This is a genomic window from Paenibacillus crassostreae (genome assembly GCF_001857945.1).
Lineage (GTDB): Bacteria > Bacillota > Bacilli > Paenibacillales > Paenibacillaceae > Paenibacillus_AQ > Paenibacillus_AQ crassostreae.
The window spans coordinates 2,952,483-2,969,317 of the sequence record NZ_CP017770.1; the positions used below are offsets into that span (position 1 = coordinate 2,952,483).

General features: G+C 41.0%; 14 protein-coding genes. 12 read left to right on the plus strand and 2 right to left on the minus strand.

What is annotated here, in order from left to right; all coding sequences use genetic code 11:
• Nucleotides 1-124: 124 nt before the first annotated feature.
• The 5 genes from cidR to LPB68_RS13545 all read left to right on the plus strand — a co-directional run bounded on the left by cidR (nt 125) and on the right by LPB68_RS13545 (nt 7,183).
• Entirely contained in the window at nt 125-1,027 is a 903-nt protein-coding gene (cidR, locus tag LPB68_RS13525) for a cidABC operon transcriptional activator CidR (RefSeq protein ID WP_068660359.1), read from the plus strand.
• Between the two features lie 99 nt (nt 1,028-1,126).
• The gene (locus LPB68_RS13530) at nt 1,127-1,600 is read left to right on the plus strand and encodes a MarR family winged helix-turn-helix transcriptional regulator (RefSeq protein ID WP_068660357.1); all 474 of its coding nucleotides are present in this window, start codon (nt 1,127-1,129) and stop codon (nt 1,598-1,600) included.
• Nucleotides 1,594-3,321 carry an ABC transporter ATP-binding protein gene (locus tag LPB68_RS13535; protein ID WP_068660355.1) on the plus strand — a complete coding sequence of 576 codons (1,728 nt, stop codon included), beginning with the start codon at nt 1,594-1,596 and terminating at the stop codon, nt 3,319-3,321. The genes LPB68_RS13530 and LPB68_RS13535 overlap by 7 nt, the downstream gene beginning before the upstream one ends.
• Nucleotides 3,318-5,192 (plus strand): ABC transporter ATP-binding protein, encoded by a 1,875-nt coding sequence (locus LPB68_RS13540; protein WP_068660353.1) that lies wholly within the window; start codon nt 3,318-3,320, stop codon nt 5,190-5,192. The genes LPB68_RS13535 and LPB68_RS13540 overlap by 4 nt, the downstream gene beginning before the upstream one ends.
• A gap of 269 nt (nt 5,193-5,461) precedes the next feature.
• Nucleotides 5,462-7,183, plus strand: coding sequence for a methyl-accepting chemotaxis protein (locus LPB68_RS13545; protein WP_068660351.1), 1,722 nt, complete (start codon nt 5,462-5,464; stop codon nt 7,181-7,183).
• Between the two features lie 139 nt (nt 7,184-7,322).
• On the opposite strand, the gene LPB68_RS23155 is transcribed toward LPB68_RS13545, so the two are convergent.
• Together LPB68_RS23155 and LPB68_RS13550 are read right to left on the minus strand one after the other, a co-directional pair.
• The gene (locus tag LPB68_RS23155) at nt 7,323-7,487 is read right to left on the minus strand and encodes a hypothetical protein (RefSeq protein ID WP_198402177.1); all 165 of its coding nucleotides are present in this window, start codon (nt 7,485-7,487) and stop codon (nt 7,323-7,325) included.
• A 197-nt stretch (nt 7,488-7,684) separates the two neighbouring features.
• Nucleotides 7,685-9,226, minus strand: a complete 1,542-nt coding sequence (locus LPB68_RS13550; protein ID WP_068660349.1) for an FAD-dependent oxidoreductase — start codon at nt 9,224-9,226, stop codon at nt 7,685-7,687.
• A 246-nt stretch (nt 9,227-9,472) separates the two neighbouring features.
• Here LPB68_RS13550 and LPB68_RS13555 point away from each other — a divergent pair, with 246 nt between their 5' ends.
• The 7 genes from LPB68_RS13555 to LPB68_RS13585 all read left to right on the plus strand — a co-directional run bounded on the left by LPB68_RS13555 (nt 9,473) and on the right by LPB68_RS13585 (nt 16,821).
• Nucleotides 9,473-10,411: an aldo/keto reductase family protein gene (locus LPB68_RS13555; RefSeq protein WP_068660347.1), complete on the plus strand. Its 939-nt coding sequence runs from the start codon at nt 9,473-9,475 to the stop codon at nt 10,409-10,411.
• A gap of 222 nt (nt 10,412-10,633) precedes the next feature.
• On the plus strand, nt 10,634-12,451 hold the full coding sequence (locus tag LPB68_RS13560; protein WP_068660345.1) for a sensor histidine kinase: 1,818 nt from the start codon (nt 10,634-10,636) through the stop codon (nt 12,449-12,451).
• The gene (locus LPB68_RS13565) at nt 12,439-13,572 is read left to right on the plus strand and encodes a response regulator (RefSeq protein ID WP_068660343.1); all 1,134 of its coding nucleotides are present in this window, start codon (nt 12,439-12,441) and stop codon (nt 13,570-13,572) included. Before LPB68_RS13560 ends, LPB68_RS13565 begins: the two co-directional genes overlap by 13 nt.
• A 174-nt stretch (nt 13,573-13,746) precedes the next feature.
• Nucleotides 13,747-14,106, plus strand: a complete 360-nt coding sequence (locus tag LPB68_RS13570) for a response regulator transcription factor (RefSeq protein WP_068660341.1) — start codon at nt 13,747-13,749, stop codon at nt 14,104-14,106.
• Between the two features lie 71 nt (nt 14,107-14,177).
• Nucleotides 14,178-14,399: an S-layer homology domain-containing protein gene (locus LPB68_RS13575; protein ID WP_068660339.1), complete on the plus strand. Its 222-nt coding sequence runs from the start codon at nt 14,178-14,180 to the stop codon at nt 14,397-14,399.
• A gap of 371 nt (nt 14,400-14,770) precedes the next feature.
• The gene (locus tag LPB68_RS13580; protein ID WP_068660337.1) at nt 14,771-15,316 is read left to right on the plus strand and encodes a MarR family winged helix-turn-helix transcriptional regulator; all 546 of its coding nucleotides are present in this window, start codon (nt 14,771-14,773) and stop codon (nt 15,314-15,316) included.
• Nucleotides 15,317-15,360: 44 nt separating this feature from the next.
• Nucleotides 15,361-16,821 (plus strand): aryl-sulfate sulfotransferase, encoded by a 1,461-nt coding sequence (locus LPB68_RS13585; RefSeq protein ID WP_068660335.1) that lies wholly within the window; start codon nt 15,361-15,363, stop codon nt 16,819-16,821.
• Nucleotides 16,822-16,835: the final 14 nt, after the last annotated feature.

The window sequence follows — 16,835 nt, forward strand, 5'->3', positions numbered from 1 at the left end:
TATCTTCACCTCTTTCATTTGATATGAAAATCTTACATCACTTCCTTTCATAGGTAAAATGAATATAATGAATGATTATCATTCCGTTTTGGAATGGTAGTGGTTAGAAAGGAGAGCCACCTACATGGACATAAGACATTTACAATATTTCATGGAAGTAGCCCATCATAAGAGTTTCACCAAGGCCGCAGAATCGCTGTTCATCACTCAGCCTACGATTAGTAAGACAATCAAGAATATTGAAGAGGAGCTTCAGATTGTATTATTTGATCGTTCCAGTAAAAAGATTGAGCTAACGGATGCAGGGAGGATCATGTATGAACAAGGAAGACATATTGTGAAATCCTTTCACAACCTTTCATCCGAACTACAGGATCTTCAGAATTTAAAGAAAGGTCATATTCGAATCGGCTTACCACCTATGGTGGGTTCAAGCTTCTTTCCTGAGGTCATAGGGCAATTCCATAAAGAGTACCCTGACGTAACGATTCAAATCTTCGAAGATGGTGCCAAGAAAGTCGAACTTGATGTTGAAAGTGGGCTACTCGATATTGGGGTAACTGTGTTACCAACGGATGATGAATTGTTTCATTCATTTTCTTTTGTACAAGAGAAGTTAATGTTAATAGTGCACCATACACATGCATTAGCTAATAAACAGGATGTCTCATTGTCAGAGCTAGAAGATGAGTCATTCGTATTATTTAGAGAAGATTTCGCCATGCATGATCGGATTATTAAAGAGTGTGTTCGCTTGGGATTCCAGCCGCATGTTGTTTATGAAAGTTCACAGTGGGATTTAATCAGTGGAATGGTGGCTGCCAATTTAGGGATTGCTCTCTTACCTGAGACGATCTGTCGTGAAGTCGATCATGCCAAAATACAAATTATACCGCTCGTCAATCCAACGATTCCATGGCAACTTGGGATGATTTGGCGTAAAGAACGGTATCAGTCCTTTGCAGCGCAGGAATGGATTCAATTTACACAGCGTATTTTCAGCGGAGATCGGAAAACGATTTACTAAATTTGACTTCATATTTTAGAAGGAATTATAATAGATAGGCTACCTAATTAATTGGTAACCTATCTATTTTTGTGATAAGGGGGATAATAACTTTTTATAATGGATATTTCAATTGCACAAAAGCTATTTGAAGCGATGAAGAGATTCAATAAGGCAGAGTTTAATCACCGCTCAATCAAGGGTGTGCGTCATAGTGAAATGATGCTTATGTTTTATGTGAAAAAGCGAACGGAAGCTAATACAGCAGGATTGAAAGTTTCTGAGATAAGTGAAATGTTGGGAGTGACCTCTCCTACAGTGACTCAGTTGCTGAATTCATTGGAAGTGAAAGACTGGATTGAGCGAACGGTGGATCAGAAAGATCGCAGGGCTGTTCGGGTTAAGCTGAGTATTGAGGGAGAAAGGGTGATCCAGCAGGCTATTGCTGTGACTGAAGCATCTTTTAATGAATTAATTCAATACTTAGGGGAAGAAGAGAGCAATCATTTGGCTGACCTTCTAACCAAGGCTTATCAGTATTTTGAACAGAAAGAAATGGACTTGACGCAGAGTGGGGATGAATCATTATGTTGAAATTATTTAAATATCTAAGCCCCTATAGGCTTCCTATTATACTTGTACTTTTTCTGGTCTTTATTCAATCCTTATCCGACCTGTACTTACCTACAATGATGGCGGATATTGTTGATAAAGGAATCGTAGGTGAAGACATCTCGTATATTTGGACAATCGGTGGCGTTATGCTGTTGATCTCAGGAGTTGGAGCGATTTGTTCCATTGCAGCTAGTTATTATTCTTCAAAAGTAGCGGTGGGCTTCGGTCAGAGATTACGGAGTAAGGTTTTCCGTCATGTGCAGAATTTCTCATTGCAGGAATTCGATAAGATTGGAACAGCATCATTAATTACACGTACGACCAATGATATAAACCAAGTTCAGCAAGTGCTGATCATGTTGCTTCGCATGATGGTTAGTGCTCCCCTGATGTGTATCGGTGGGATTATCATGGCGGTGAATCAAGATGCCAAGCTATCGCTTGTTATTGTGGTTGTTATTCCTATTTTAGTAGGAGCTATTGCCATTATTGCGCTGAAGGGATTACCACTATTTAAAGTGATGCAGGTTAAATTAGATACGTTGAACCGTGTCTTACGTGAGAATCTGACTGGGATGCGAGTGATTCGTTCTTTCAATCGCACAGAGCATGAGACGAAACGATTTAACGACGCTAACGTTGATCTGACTGAAACAGCGATAAAAGTAAATAAAATTATGGCAGCGATGATGCCGGTTATGATGCTGGTCATGAATTTCGCAACGATTGCCATCGTTTGGTTCGGTGGGATTCGTATTAGCGATGGTGAAATGCAAGTGGGTTCATTAATGGCATTCATTCAATATGCGACACAAATTATGTTCTCGCTTATTATGTTGTCGATTATCTTTGTTATGGTTCCACGTGCTTCTGCTTCAGCAGTTCGTATTAATGAAGTATTGGACATGGTTCCGGAGATTAATGATCCTAAGCAGCCGAAGAAAGGTGATCTTGAACAGGGCTTCCTTAAATTCGAAGATGTTACCTACCATTATCCGGGTGCGGAACAACCAGCGATTTCTAATATTTCCTTTGAAGCTCGGCCAGGTGAGACAACCGCGATTATAGGGGGTACTGGTTCAGGTAAGTCAACATTACTTAGTCTGATCCCCCGTTTCTATGATGTAGGAAGTGGAAGGGTATTGATCGATGGCGTGGATGTTCGTGAGCTTACACAAGAACAGTTACGTGCAAAAATTGGTTTCGTACCGCAGAAATCAGTGCTATTCACGGGGACGATTGCGGATAATATACGTTATGGTAAAGAAGATGCTAGTGATGAAGAAATACAACGTGCAGCGGACATAGCACAAGCAACCGATTTTATATCCGAAATGAAAGATGGATTTCAATCTGAGATCGCTCAAGGGGGCGGAAATGTCTCTGGTGGACAGAAACAAAGACTTTCCATTGCACGGGCATTAGTGCGTAAACCAGAGGTCTATGTTTTTGATGATAGTTTCTCAGCACTTGATTTCAAGACGGATTCTAAACTACGTGCAGCTCTAAAAGAAACAACAACGGATGCTACTGTACTATTGGTCGCACAACGAGTGAGTACAGTCATGGATGCGGATCGTATTATTGTATTAGATGATGGTTCGATTGTTGGAATAGGGACACATCGTGAGTTGATGATTACTTGTGATGTCTATCGTGAGATTGTATCCTCACAGCTGTCAGAGGAGGAAAGCGCATGAGTGAGAATCAGAGAGAGCATAAAAAAGCTGGAGGAGGTGGACCTAGACCTGGAGGTGGACATCCTGGGGGTCCACCAGGAGTAGTTATACCTGGCGAGAAGGCCAAAGATTTCAAAGGATCTTTAAAGAGATTAGTTGGTTATCTGAAACCTCGTAGAGTGGTCTTGTTGTTTATTCTATTGATGGCCATTTTGAGTACCTTATTCAGTATCGTAAGTCCGAAGATTCTAGGTAAAGCAACAACTAAATTATTCGAAGGGATCATGGCTGGGACAGCCATCGATTTCGACTATATTACTCAAATTTTACTAACGTTAGCCGGATTATATATCATCAGTGCAGCATTTAGTTATGTACAGCAATATCTAATGGCGGGTGTAGCACAGAAGGTTGTACTCGATATGCGTACTCAGATTAATGGTAAACTGACTCGCTTACCTCTTAAATATTTCGATTCGAAGACACATGGTGAAATTCTGAGTCGGGCTACGAATGATGTTGATAACATTAGTACAACGTTGCAGCAAAGTTTAACTCAACTGATTACCTCAGTTGTGACGATTGTAGGGGTTATCATCATGATGCTGACGATTAGCCCATGGCTGACCCTAATTACAATCGTTACTTTACCGCTTAGTGTATTAGTCGTCAAAGGTGTTGCATCTCGTTCACAGAAATACTTCATGGGCCAACAGAAATCACTAGGTGATCTCAATGGACATGTCGAGGAAATGTATACGGGACACAAGATTGTTAAGGCCTTCGGCCGTGAAGAGCAATCGATGAAGGATTTCGATGAGATCAATGAGGAATTGTACCACTCTGGTTGGAAAGCGCAGTTCCTGTCTGGGATGATTATGCCGTTAATGGGTTTTGTAAGTAATATAGGATATGTGTTGGTGTGTGTAGTTGGAGGGATATTCGTTGCCAATAAATCAATCACAATTGGTGATGTTCAAGCCTTCATTCAATACACAAGACAATTCTCAATGCCTATTGCTCAAACAGCGAATATTGCCAATGTAATTCAGTCCACAATCGCTTCTGCTGAACGTGTATTTGAATTGTTGGATGAAGAAGAGGAAGTACCTGAACTTCAGAATGCAAAGACGATTCCATATCCACAAGGATCTGTCCAATTCGAACATGTGAAGTTTGGATATAAGCAAGATGAACTGCTCATTGAAGATATGAATATCGATGTGAAGCCAGGCGAGACCATTGCAATTGTGGGTCCTACCGGTGCAGGGAAGACGACGCTTATTAATCTGCTTATGCGCTTCTATGAGTTGACTGATGGAGCCATAAAGATTGATGGTGTGAACATTGCGGAGATGAAACGGGGCGATCTTCGTAGTAAGTTCGGTATGGTGCTACAAGATACTTGGCTCTTTAATGGAACAATCAAGGATAATATTGCTTATGGTCGAGAAGATGCAACGGATGAGGAGATCATTAATGCCTCTAAGGCAGCTCATGCAGATCATTTCATTCGTACGCTCCCAGATGGATATCAGACCATTCTGAATGAAGAAGCATCGAATATTTCTCAGGGACAGAAGCAACTATTGACTATAGCTAGAGCTATTCTTGCCAATCCGTCTATTCTAATTCTAGATGAGGCAACTAGTAGCGTTGATACGCGCACGGAGATTCATATACAGAAAGCTATGAATGAATTAATGAAGGGTAGAACCAGCTTCGTCATTGCACATCGTTTATCTACGATACGCGATGCTGATCTAATCCTCGTAATGAATCATGGTAGTGTGATTGAGCAGGGCAACCATATAGAGTTACTCAATCAAGGAGGCTTCTATGCCGACCTATATAACAGCCAATTTTCGCAATCTACGCAGAATGCCGTCTAAATATTAGTATTGTCAAAAAGGAGTACGCACTGGATACCAGTGTCGTACTCCTTTTTGACAATATAAGAAAGTATAAGTTTCACTTAATTTACAACAATATATGACTTTTTTCGCGATTTAATCGATTGAAATGCGTTTATATAGCGTAATTACAACTATAATGTCTAAAAATGTTGACGGTATTGTGAATTTAGGATATATTCCACAAAGATGACTAACCTTTTTTTGGATAATGATCATTGGAATTTAATAAAGGAAGGTAGAGAATAATGAAGAGAAAAATTTGGGGACTACGTTCTAAACTAGTCCTTTTAATGGTTATTTTTATGATTGCTGGAACGACAGTTCTTGGTTACTACAGTATCTTCCATGCAGAGGTTAAGATCCTCGAGACTGCACAATCTAAGCTTTTATCTGATGCTGCTACCGGTATGATGTTACTGGATTATGAGATTCCTGGATATTGGCATGTGAAAGAGGGGGAATTGTACAAAGGAACTGTTCTTATGAATGGTAATCAAGCTTTAATTGATGAGTTAGGAAGAAAGACTGGCGATACGGTGACTCTATTTATGGGAGATACTCGAGTGGCTACGAATGTGACTAAACCAGATGGGAGCCGTGCTACGGGAACTCAAGTATCTGAACAAGTCGCTCAAATCGTACTTACGCAAGGAGAGCAATACATAGGTGAGGCTAATGTTCTAGGTCAAATGAACCAAGCGGTGTACCAACCGATTAAAGATAAGACAGGAGCGGTTATTGGGATCTGGTATGTAGGTGTCCCAGTGGCTCCTTTTGATGAAATTGTAAGTTCTTTCGAGAAGCAAGTTGTGAAGATCGTTTGTATTGAGTTATTGATTGTTACACTCGTGATCTGGTTTATGGTTAGCGCAAGTGTCAAGCCGCTTGAGGAACTGACAGTTATTGCCGATAAGATCGCTAACGGAGACCTTGATGCACCTATCCCTAAGAATAAAAGTAAGGATGAAATTGGACGGTTAACAGTAGCTGTGGGTAGTATGGTGAATCATTTATCAACATTGATTTATGATATACGTGAGAATGTTCACTCTTCTGCGGGTCAGGTTTCGGCATCGACGGAAGAAGTATCGCGTTCTTTGGAACAAATTACACATGACTATGATGGGGTTGTATCAAATACGAAGAGTATGAATGAAAGAGCACAAAAGGGTAGCCGTTTCGTTCACCAATCTACAATGGCAATATCCCAACTAACTGAAATGATTGATAATTCGTATCAACAAGCGAATCATGCGGTGGAGGAATCTCAAGAGACATTAGAAACGGCTACGATGGGTAAAGAGACGGTGCTTACAAGTGTGGTGGCTATGGATGCGATTAGAAGTAGTGCTATTCAGACTCAGGAACAGATTATAGCGCTCAGTGAATATTCAATTGAGATTGAGAACATGGCAAGAAATATATCTGCAATTTCTGAATCAACTAATTTACTAGCACTTAACGCATCAATTGAGGCTGCACGAGCAGGTGAGGCTGGAAGAGGATTTAGCGTTGTTGCGCAAGAGGTTAGACGGTTGGCAGATCAATCAAATAAGGAGACTATGGCTGTATCCCGCATTGTATCTAAGATTACGGAGGCTATTAACCATTCTGCGTTGATGATCGAGCACAGCGTTGAGCAATGCGAACGAGGCACTACGGCAGCAATTACTAGTGGAGAGGCATTGGAACAAATCGTGAAGGCAATGGAAGGTACGGTACACCGCATTAATAGTATTGCTACAGTAACTAATCAACAAGTGGATCAATCGAGGGTTATTTCAGAAGCAGTGAATCAACTTGCTACTGCAGTGGATAACACGTTGCATTCATCACAAGAAGTGTTGGATGCATCTGAGAATATATCGGGTGAAATACAATCGTTGGCTGCCAGCTCTGAGGAAATTAGCGCGATGGCAGCACAATTAGAAACTGCAGTTAGTCAAATCAATATGAAAAAATCATAGTAAAGTAAACCACCACGGTTGGGAAGAACTCTTTTAATAGCGAGAGGTGATCCTAGCACGTGGTGTTTTTTACATTTCTCGTAATGATCGATTCCTTCTTTGTAAATGACGAACTCGGTTCTACATATAAAGCGACGTTTTAACTCTTTTTCGATTCAGTGTCACTATACGCAACTGGCTTAGCTACCCATTCATCTGCTTGCGGTTCAATGTCTACGCCATTTTCCATTTTCTTGATTTCGGCAAGAGAATCTCCATCTTTATTGATTTTATTTCGAACTTGATCCTCATTTTGATGCTCCATTGGTTTCCCTCCTTCTAAATACTTTTCTGCTGGCACTTAGTAAGGTAACCCAATAGGAGATTTATCATGCATGGAATTACTTATTAATGGTGAGTCAGCGTCGGAGGCGGGTGAAACAAAACACAAACAGACCACTCCATCGTTGAATGAGAGTGGTCTGTTTAAATTTCTATAACCTAGATATATTTCATCAAATACTAGCTTAACTTAGTTAAAGGTTTTTGCGCTGGACCCTCGATGACATCCCCATCATATCCGAATCTAGAACCATGACAAGGACAATCCCAAGTGCGTTCGCCTTCGTTCCATTCTACCTCGCAACCCATGTGGGTGCATGTCGTATCCACGAGATGCAGATTTCCGTCGGGGTCGCGGTAGGCTCCTGCTCTTTTTCCATGATGTTTAACGACGGAGCCTGAATCTTTCTCAAGCTCGTCCGCTTGGGTATAGACGATACCAACCTTACCCGTTATTAATTCCTTAGCCACATTGGCATTCTGTACAACGAAATTCTTCACATCTGGATTAGCGTTAAATCGTGAAGGAGAAAAAAGATCGGAATATGGGTTGTCTCTCCCTTGAATTTGATCTGTGATAAGTTTGGCGGCTACAGCGCTTGTTGTCATTCCCCATTTGGCAAAGCCTGTCGCGACATACATCCCCTCCGCTTTCGATGTAATCTGACCGATAAAGGGAACTTTATCGAGCGTAACTAAATCTTGCGTAGACCAACGAAAGGGAATACCTTTATTCCCCAGTACCTTCTCTCCAAATTGCTCCAGATTCTCATAATGCTGATAGGTGCAAATTCCTTGTCCGGTTTTATGGCTCTCTCCACCTACAAGAACGACTTGTTCTCCATTCCATGAAGCAGATCTAAGAGACCGCGTGGGTTCATCGACGCTGATATACATCCCACCTGCAAAAGGAGTCTCTGGTTTCATCGCAACAACATAGGATCGCTCCGCGTACAGCCGTGAGAAGAAGAAACCTCCACCATCGCTAAATGGAAAGTGGGAAGCGGAGACGAGATGTTGACATGTCATATGATGCTCGCCATCAAGGGTAGTGACGGTGAAGGGACGATCTCCCTCTAGTTTGTTACTAACGGTTGTATGTTCATAAATCTTACCACCAGCTTTGATGATGGCTTCTACCAGCGTTTTTAAATATTCTAACGGATGGAATTGTGCTTGTCCCGGGAGTTGAATAGCAGCTTTCATCTGCAGTGGAATCGGCAAGTGCTCTTTCCATAATCCAGGAATAGCTAGTTTCTCATAGGCTTTAAATTCCTTCTGAAGCTTGCCCGCAGATTGTTCACTTTCGGCATATACATAGGCATCTTCTGGTTGCCATTCACATGATATTTGAAGTTCCTTAACCGTTTGGGTAATCCATTGCAGAGCTTCGTTGTTGGCGTGATAGTATTTCGAAGCTTGTGCCTCCCCGAGAGTCTGGATTAATTGGTCATATATTAGGCCATGTTGGGTCGTAATTTTAGCTGTCGTATGCCCTGTGGTTCCTTGTAGAATAGATCCGGCATCTAGCAAAGCAACTTTGTAACCTTCTTTAGACAAAATGTAGGCTGTTGTGATTCCTGTAATTCCAGCGCCAACAATACCTACATCCACGGTGATATCTTCTGTTAGTTGGGGAAAGGTAGGCAATTTGGTTGAGGCTCTCCATAAGGATTCGGGATATTGAGGTAAGGCTTGTGAGGATGGTGAAGGTGTATTCAAATAAGGTACCCCCTAGTTAAGTATTTATTTAGGATTAGTTTGCCTCATTATTTGTAAATTACTACTATCCTTCTAAAATAGACCAGCTATTCTCATAATAAATTCCGATTAGTCACATAAACTCCTTGAACAAGGACGGTATAGCCGGTTCTGCTTGTTTAAATAGAACTTATAAGATTACAATAGTCATGTACGAATGCTAGACCATGTATACAATAATGTAATTCTGGAGGAGGATACACGATCATGGAATATCGGAGACTTGGAGCAAGCGGACTGAAGGTTAGTGAAATAAGCTTGGGAAGTTGGTTGACTTACGGTGGGTATGTGGAACAAGAGAATGCGGTTAAGGCGATTCAGACGGCATATGATGCGGGAGTCAATTTCTTTGACACAGCGAATGTTTATGAACGTGGAGCGGCAGAACAGTTATTAGGTCCTACACTGAAGGCATATCCTCGCGAGTCTTATGTATTGGCTACGAAAGTATATGGCAACATGGGAGATGGACCTAATGATTCAGGATTGTCTCGTAAACATATTATGGAGCAATGTCACGCTAGTCTGAAACGTTTAGACACGGACTATGTAGATATTTACTATTGTCATCGTTTCTCCCCCGACACCCCAATTGAGGAAACCTTACGTGCGTTGGATGACTTAGTGCGCCAAGGCAAAGTACTCTATGTCGGAGTTAGTCAATGGACAGCAGCACAGATGGAAGCGGCGCTAGCCGTAGCAGATCGTTACTTGCTAGACCGAATCGTTGTTAATCAACCCCTATATAATATGTTCGAGCGTGAGATCGAGAAAGAGATTATTCCACTCGGTGAGCAGAAAGGTATCGGTCAAGTCGTATACTCACCATTAGCTCAAGGATTATTGACTGGCAAGTATAGCTCAGCAGGAGCAATTCCAGAGAATAGTCGCGCGGCTAAGCTTGGATGGAATGAAGATAAGATTAGTGATGTTCGCATTGCTAAAGTTCAACAGCTGGAGAAAGTAGCGAACGAGTTAGGCATTAAGGTTGGGCAGTTAGCACTAGCCTGGATATTGCGTCAGGACAATGTATCTAGCGCGCTTGTTGGAGCGAGTCGCCCTGAGCAAGTGGTTCAGAATGTTGAAGCTTCGGGGATTACCTTGTCCGCAGACGTACTTACGCAAATCGAGGGAATACTAGCTTAATGAAAATCATCAACATTAACTAAAAATAAGGCAGTTAAATTGCATGGAAGGTGCATTTTGCCTGCCTATTTTTATGTTTATTTTTAGATCAAGAGATGGAAGCCTCGATACACTTATCTATAATTAGACAATCCAAATGTAGATGAAAAAGGAAAATTCATAAAAATGTCGAATATAGTACTTTTGTATCATACGAGATCAATTTATTCAGGAGTGTACACCATGAGCATAGGTAAGTATTTATTCGCATTATTGCTTGTAGCAACATGTCTTATGCTGTTCATTTCCTATCTTTCATTTAGAAAACGTAAGCTACTCGTAGCCAAATTCAATGCACTAATGATGTTGGCTGCCTCTTTCTATTCCTTCGGTTACGCGTTTGAGATCATAAGCGAAGATATCGAGATTATCAAATTCTGGTTAAGTTTTGAATATATTGGAATCCCCTTTATAACTACGTTTTGGTTGATTCTTGTCATTTATTTTACAGGATATCAAAAGGTACTGAAACGATGGGTATGGCTACTACTTTTTCTCATACCAGTCCTTACGTTTCTATTACAATTAACCAACGATCTGCACTACCTTTTTTATCGAAATATTATGATGGATTATAGTTCTATTATACCGACAGTCGATTCTCTCAAAGGACCTTGGTACTGGGTACATATTTGCTATATATATATTCAAGTCATAGTGGGTATGACTCTATTCGTGATGATGTATCTGAAAGCAGTACCTCTTGTTCGTAAGCAGATCACGGTAATTATCCTTGGAGCTGTAGCCCCATGGATATCCAACTTGGTCTACGTTTTTGGAATTTTTGGGTTACATGTGGATTTGACGCCGTTCGGATTCACCTTGTCCGGTATTTTATATATTTGGGGGATCTATCAGTTTAACCTCCTTAGATTAGCACCTATTGCATTGCAAAAAGTGTATGAAACGATGCAGGATGGGGTTGTCTTCCTTGATTATGACAACAACATTATTAATTATAATGAAGCTGCCCAAGAGGTGTTTGAAGAGTTACATGATATGAAAGGGAATAAGGGTTCAGCTTATCATGTATTCTCTAACTATCCGGAGCTATTGCAGAAAATCATAGTTTTGGAAAATAGTGATATCCAAATTACGATCACGAGAAAAGAAGAAACTAGGTACTACCATTTAAAAGTATCGCTCATTTACGATAAAGGTCAAATTACCCTGGGGAAAATGCTTATTTTTAGTGATATTACGCAATTAATAGATTACCAGGAGAAGCTACAATCCAATGTCAATCAATTGGCGGAGTTGAATGCTTTTAAGGATAAGTTATTTACTGTTGTTGCACATGACATCCGTGATCCGCTTGCTGTACTCGTTAATTTAACAGAAATACTAGATGAGGAGATGAAGACGGTTGGAAGCGAGAATATTGAGATTTTCCAAGAGGTAAGCGGTCAGGTAAGAAATACGTATACGTTAGTTGAAAATCTACTGGATTGGTTCAGGAGCCAAAGTGGGAAGATCATGTTCAATCCATTGGTATGGGATTTATCATCGATTGTACAGCAGTTTATTCATTCCATAACCATACGAAGTGAAATCAAAGAAATTAAGATTACCTTCAAGATCGATGATGAAATCCAGGTATTTGCTGATAAAGAAATACTGAATTTAATATTACGAAATCTGCTTTCCAATGCCATCAAATTTACTGACATAGGCGGGAATATTCATATAGGGGCAATAAAGAAGGGGGATCAGGTCATTATCTCTGTCAGGGATTCAGGTGTGGGAATAGACTCGGTTATCGTGAAATCTCTTTTTCATAAAGCGCTAGATGCTCCATCTCAAGGCACGAAAGGGGAGAAAGGAACAGGATTAGGTCTCTTCCTATCTAGTGAATTTATTCAAATGCATGGTGGTGAAATTTGGGTTGAAAGCATTCAGGGAGAAGGCAGTACATTTTTCTTCTCACTACCGGTGAATGAAGCGGGAAGAAATACGAAATCACGATTGGAACGGGAGTTCGATCTAACATGGAAGTCATAATCATTGATGATGAAAAAGCCATGCATTTGATTATGAGAAAATTCCTTGAGAAAATTCCTCATATCGAAATCATTGGTTCGTTTCAGGATACGGAATCTGCCACCTTGTTTTTACAGGATCATACTGCACAATTGGCATTTGTTGATATAAGTATGCCTAATGAGAGTGGTATGCAATTTGCCAAGAGAATGGCAGAGACGTGCAAGGATCTCCATATTGTGTTTGTAACCTCCCATAAAGAATATGCAATTGATGCATTTGATATCTTCGCATTGGATTATATCGTTAAGCCTATTTCATTTGAACGACTTGAGAAGACGGTGAGAAGGGCGATAGCCATTCATCAATTATCCGAAGCCGCAAAGGATGATCAGAATGCAAATCGTATCTTTATTTATTGTATGGGTGGGTTAGAGCTTCGCAGCGAGCAAGGAGGCGGGATGAAATGGATATCTAGAAAAAGCGCGGAGCTATTCGGATATTTACTTTTTCATCGTGGTAGGATGGTATCGAGAGCAAAAATAACGGAAGATATTTTTGGTGGAATGCCTACAAAAAATGCAGAGACATACCTCAATACGACCATTTATCAATTAAGGAAATCTCTTGAGTCGCACGGATTGAAATCTCTGGTGAAATCTAATATGGATAGTTATGGCATAGATATCACAGATGAGCATATCGATTTTGTTGAATTCGAGGACAAGCTTAAAGATTTTGACGTCATTGACGCTTCAAATCTTGACCAGGCCATCGCAGTGGAGGAGCTTTTTACGGGTGATTTATTCGGGGAGAAGGCTTTTTTGTGGGCCTTGAATGATATAGAGCGATTCTCGAGGATGTATGCCGTATTTGTTAAGAAATTAGCAATGGCTTTGATGAATTATCGTGATCGAGATTCTGTTACAGTAAGACTCCTTCTTAAACTGCTAGCTCGCAATGAATTGGATGAAGAAGTATTTCGATTGCTAATGAAAGCTTATACTTTGCAAAAAGACAAGGGTTCCTTAATCAGACAGTATGGGCAATATGTAAAAATGCTGCGTAAAGAGCTTGGAATTAGCCCATCGCAGGAACTGGTTGTTCTGCATTCTCAATTACTATCAACCCTCAAATCTTGATTAAATAGCACGTGATAAAAATCATATCGTTTTTTGTAAACCCGTGAGGCTAGATGCTGAGCGGGTTTTGACGTTTTTTATCGAAATTCTTTCATTATTCTTTCATTGAGGGAAAGTAGAGTTTAAATACAGGCAAGCATCTGGATAGAAAACATAGGAGGTGAATCTATCTGAATGCTCAAGTTGATGGTTGTTGATGATAATATCTCGGATCTGGAAGCTATTCAACAAATCGTGAACTCCATTTCATTTTTTGAATGGGTAGGAGGATTTGCAAATCCCCATGAAGCCTTATCCGAAATGATGCGGAAGCCGCCAGATATCGTAATCACCACCGTAGAGTTGCCGGAGATGAATGGATTGTCTTTGACCCGTAAGATGCAGGAAGTTCTGCCTTGGGTTCATGTCATTATTGCAGCACGAAACAGTAATTTTGCCACAGAAGCCTACGAGGTCGGAGCAAGGGGTTATCTTATCAAGCCCTTCCGGCAGGAAAGTCTATTGAAGTTGATTGGCAATGTATTTAGCTTCTGAAGTTACTGGAACTTATAAGTTATAAGATAGCGGCCGGACAAGGGAATCAAGTAGCCATTAGCGTAACAGAAATGAAAGTAGATACAGTAGCAACACCAAGCACTACCTTAGCTAAATTCAGTGACAAAGTAGATATAAGTAGCTGGGCACAAGAGGCTGTAACACAATCAGTGGAAGCCAAGATTATTTATGGTATGACTGATAACACGTTCGTCCCAACAGAGTATGCGACCCGTGCTCAAGCAGTAGTTATGCTTAAACGTTTGTTGCAATATACAAGCTTTATCAATTAAACGACTATAAAAATAATAGATTAAAATGCTGAGATTGGTATGATCCCCTTTAAGTAGTCACTCGAATAAAACCTCACTTACTATGAGGAATTGGGTGAACTTGGAGGGGATATTTTTATGGAAATAAAATATGAAGGAAGCGGTTGGTGAATTTCAAGTTTAAAGAACGGAACATGATTTTTTAATCCATACTTTACAGGTGTGATTAATTGGTTATATGATAGTGACAACAATTCAATACTGATTAAATGAACAGTGAAAGTTTATTTCGAGCTGATTGGACCACCAAAGGCTCCCGCACACTTCCCTTAATAGGAATCTGTGCCGGGGGTCTTTTTGTGTTATATGCCGTTAGATTATGGAGGATTCTTATGGAGGACAGTACCTGGGGACGATTGCAAGAAGCCGATTGGCTGTTCCGTAAAATGATTAGAAGATATGTGAAAGAAAGAGACCGCGTTACGGTAGCGGGGATTACATTACCCGGGATGCTGATTCTTCACAAGATCATCAACGAGGGTGAACAGCGACTCGGTGATCTAGCAGAGGAGTTCGATTTCACCTCTGGGGCCATCACCGCACTGAGCGATAAGCTGGAGAAAGCGGGTTATACCGTGCGCAAACGTAAAGAGGATGATAGGCGAACAGTTCTGCTGGATGTCACGGATAAAGGTCGTGAATTATACGACCGTAACGATAACATCGGGGCTCGATGTATAACGCTTCTGTTCGAGGGATTTACAGAGGAAGAGATTGCATTGCAGAGCCGCTTCTATGAGCGGATGGTTAGCAATCTTGAGAAATTCTCAGAGACGCTACTGACACTTGGGAAGCAGAATGCCGAAGTTACTGAGCCTCCTACCCCCGAACAGAAGCGAAGCAGCACACCGAAGAAGAGTAATTACTTAAGCTATTAAAGTGAAGCTTCATTATTTGATATTCCAAAGGAGATATGTAAATTATGGGACATTCAACAGTTTATCCAACAGGCGCTACCGTATATAACCCTGAGAAGGCGTGGAGCGGTTATACCGTATACCAAGCAGGAGATGAAGGCGTAGTATTAATCGATATGAATGGGAAAGAAGTACATCTATGGAAAGGGTTACTTGGGTTTCCGGCTAAAGTATTCCCAGGTGGGTATGTTCTTGGAAGCACAGGAAGGAGAGATCCTAAATTCGGAATTCAAGATAATGTAGATCTTGTACAGGTGGATTGGAATGGGAATATTGTATGGAAATTCAATAGTTATGAGCATATAGAGGACCCCGGTTATGAGCCACTATGGTATGCCCGCCAACATCATGACTACCAGAGAGAGGGTAATCCTGTTGGTTACTATGCACCGGGACTTGAACCCAAAGTTACAAGTGGTAACACACTTATTCTTGCACACAAGAATCTGTTCAACAGTGAAATCTCCGACAAAGAGTTATTGGATGACGCGATCTTAGAAGTAGATTGGGAAGGGAATATCATCTGGGAATGGCTTCCGAGCGAACATTTTGATGAATTGGGCTTCGATGAAGCTGCCAAGAATGTTTTGTTCCGAGATCCAAATACACGCTCCTTCGGCAAACTTGGAGGTGGTGTAGGGGACTGGTTGCATATCAACTCTGCTTCGTATGTGGGCCCTAATAAATTTTATGATGCAGGGGATGAACGGTTCCATCCAGATAATATTATATGGGATGCGCGAGAAGCGAATATTATCGCAATTACGGATAAGAAGACTGGAAAGATTGTTTGGAGAATCGGACCTGATTATTCTCTGCCAGAATTGAAGCATATTGATTGGATTATCGGTCAGCATCATGCTCATATCATTCCAAAAGGCTTGCCTGGAGAAGGTAATTTACTTGTATTTGATAACGGCGGCTGGGGTGGTTATGGACTGCCGAACCCATCATCACCATTTGGGCAAAAGAATGCCCTGCGAGATCATTCACGCATATTGGAGATTAATCCTGTTACGCTGGAGATTGAATGGCAGTACACCGCAGCAGAGGCAGGTTTCTCTGTTCCAACGGATTCCTATAAATTCTATAGTCCCTATATTAGCGCGGCACAGCGGTTGGCAAATGGAAACACCTTAATTACTGAAGGATCTAATGGGAGACTTTTCGAAGTTACGCCAGAGCATGAACTAGTCTGGGAATATATCTCGCCGTATACAGATACAAGAAATACGAACATGGTCTACCGTTCCTATCGTTTGCCCTATGAATGGGTACCACAGTTAGAAGAGCCTGTGGAAATTGCCATTGAGGCAATTGATGTATCCAGTTTCAGATTGCCTGGAGCTGCAACGAAGGGTTCAGATTCTGTTGTGAGCGTGGAAACGACACTGCCATTTGCGGAAGGTGCCGCTTGTGTGGCTACTTCGGGAGAAGGCAGACATCATAAGAGTCAAAGTAAATAGAATAATAAATTTCA

Coding starts and splice junctions, on each gene's coding strand:
- cidR (WP_068660359.1), top strand. CDS start 125: ATGGACATAAGACATTTACAATATTTCATGGAAGTAGCCCATCATAAG.
- LPB68_RS13530 (WP_068660357.1), top strand. CDS start 1,127: ATGGATATTTCAATTGCACAAAAGCTATTTGAAGCGATGAAGAGATTC.
- LPB68_RS13535 (WP_068660355.1), top strand. CDS start 1,594: ATGTTGAAATTATTTAAATATCTAAGCCCCTATAGGCTTCCTATTATA.
- LPB68_RS13540 (WP_068660353.1), top strand. CDS start 3,318: ATGAGTGAGAATCAGAGAGAGCATAAAAAAGCTGGAGGAGGTGGACCT.
- LPB68_RS13545 (WP_068660351.1), top strand. CDS start 5,462: ATGAAGAGAAAAATTTGGGGACTACGTTCTAAACTAGTCCTTTTAATG.
- LPB68_RS23155 (WP_198402177.1), bottom strand. CDS start 7,487: ATGGAGCATCAAAATGAGGATCAAGTTCGAAATAAAATCAATAAAGAT.
- LPB68_RS13555 (WP_068660347.1), top strand. CDS start 9,473: ATGGAATATCGGAGACTTGGAGCAAGCGGACTGAAGGTTAGTGAAATA.
- LPB68_RS13560 (WP_068660345.1), top strand. CDS start 10,634: ATGAGCATAGGTAAGTATTTATTCGCATTATTGCTTGTAGCAACATGT.
- LPB68_RS13565 (WP_068660343.1), top strand. CDS start 12,439: ATGGAAGTCATAATCATTGATGATGAAAAAGCCATGCATTTGATTATG.
- LPB68_RS13570 (WP_068660341.1), top strand. CDS start 13,747: ATGCTCAAGTTGATGGTTGTTGATGATAATATCTCGGATCTGGAAGCT.
- LPB68_RS13575 (WP_068660339.1), top strand. CDS start 14,178: ATGAAAGTAGATACAGTAGCAACACCAAGCACTACCTTAGCTAAATTC.
- LPB68_RS13580 (WP_068660337.1), top strand. CDS start 14,771: ATGGAGGACAGTACCTGGGGACGATTGCAAGAAGCCGATTGGCTGTTC.
- LPB68_RS13585 (WP_068660335.1), top strand. CDS start 15,361: ATGGGACATTCAACAGTTTATCCAACAGGCGCTACCGTATATAACCCT.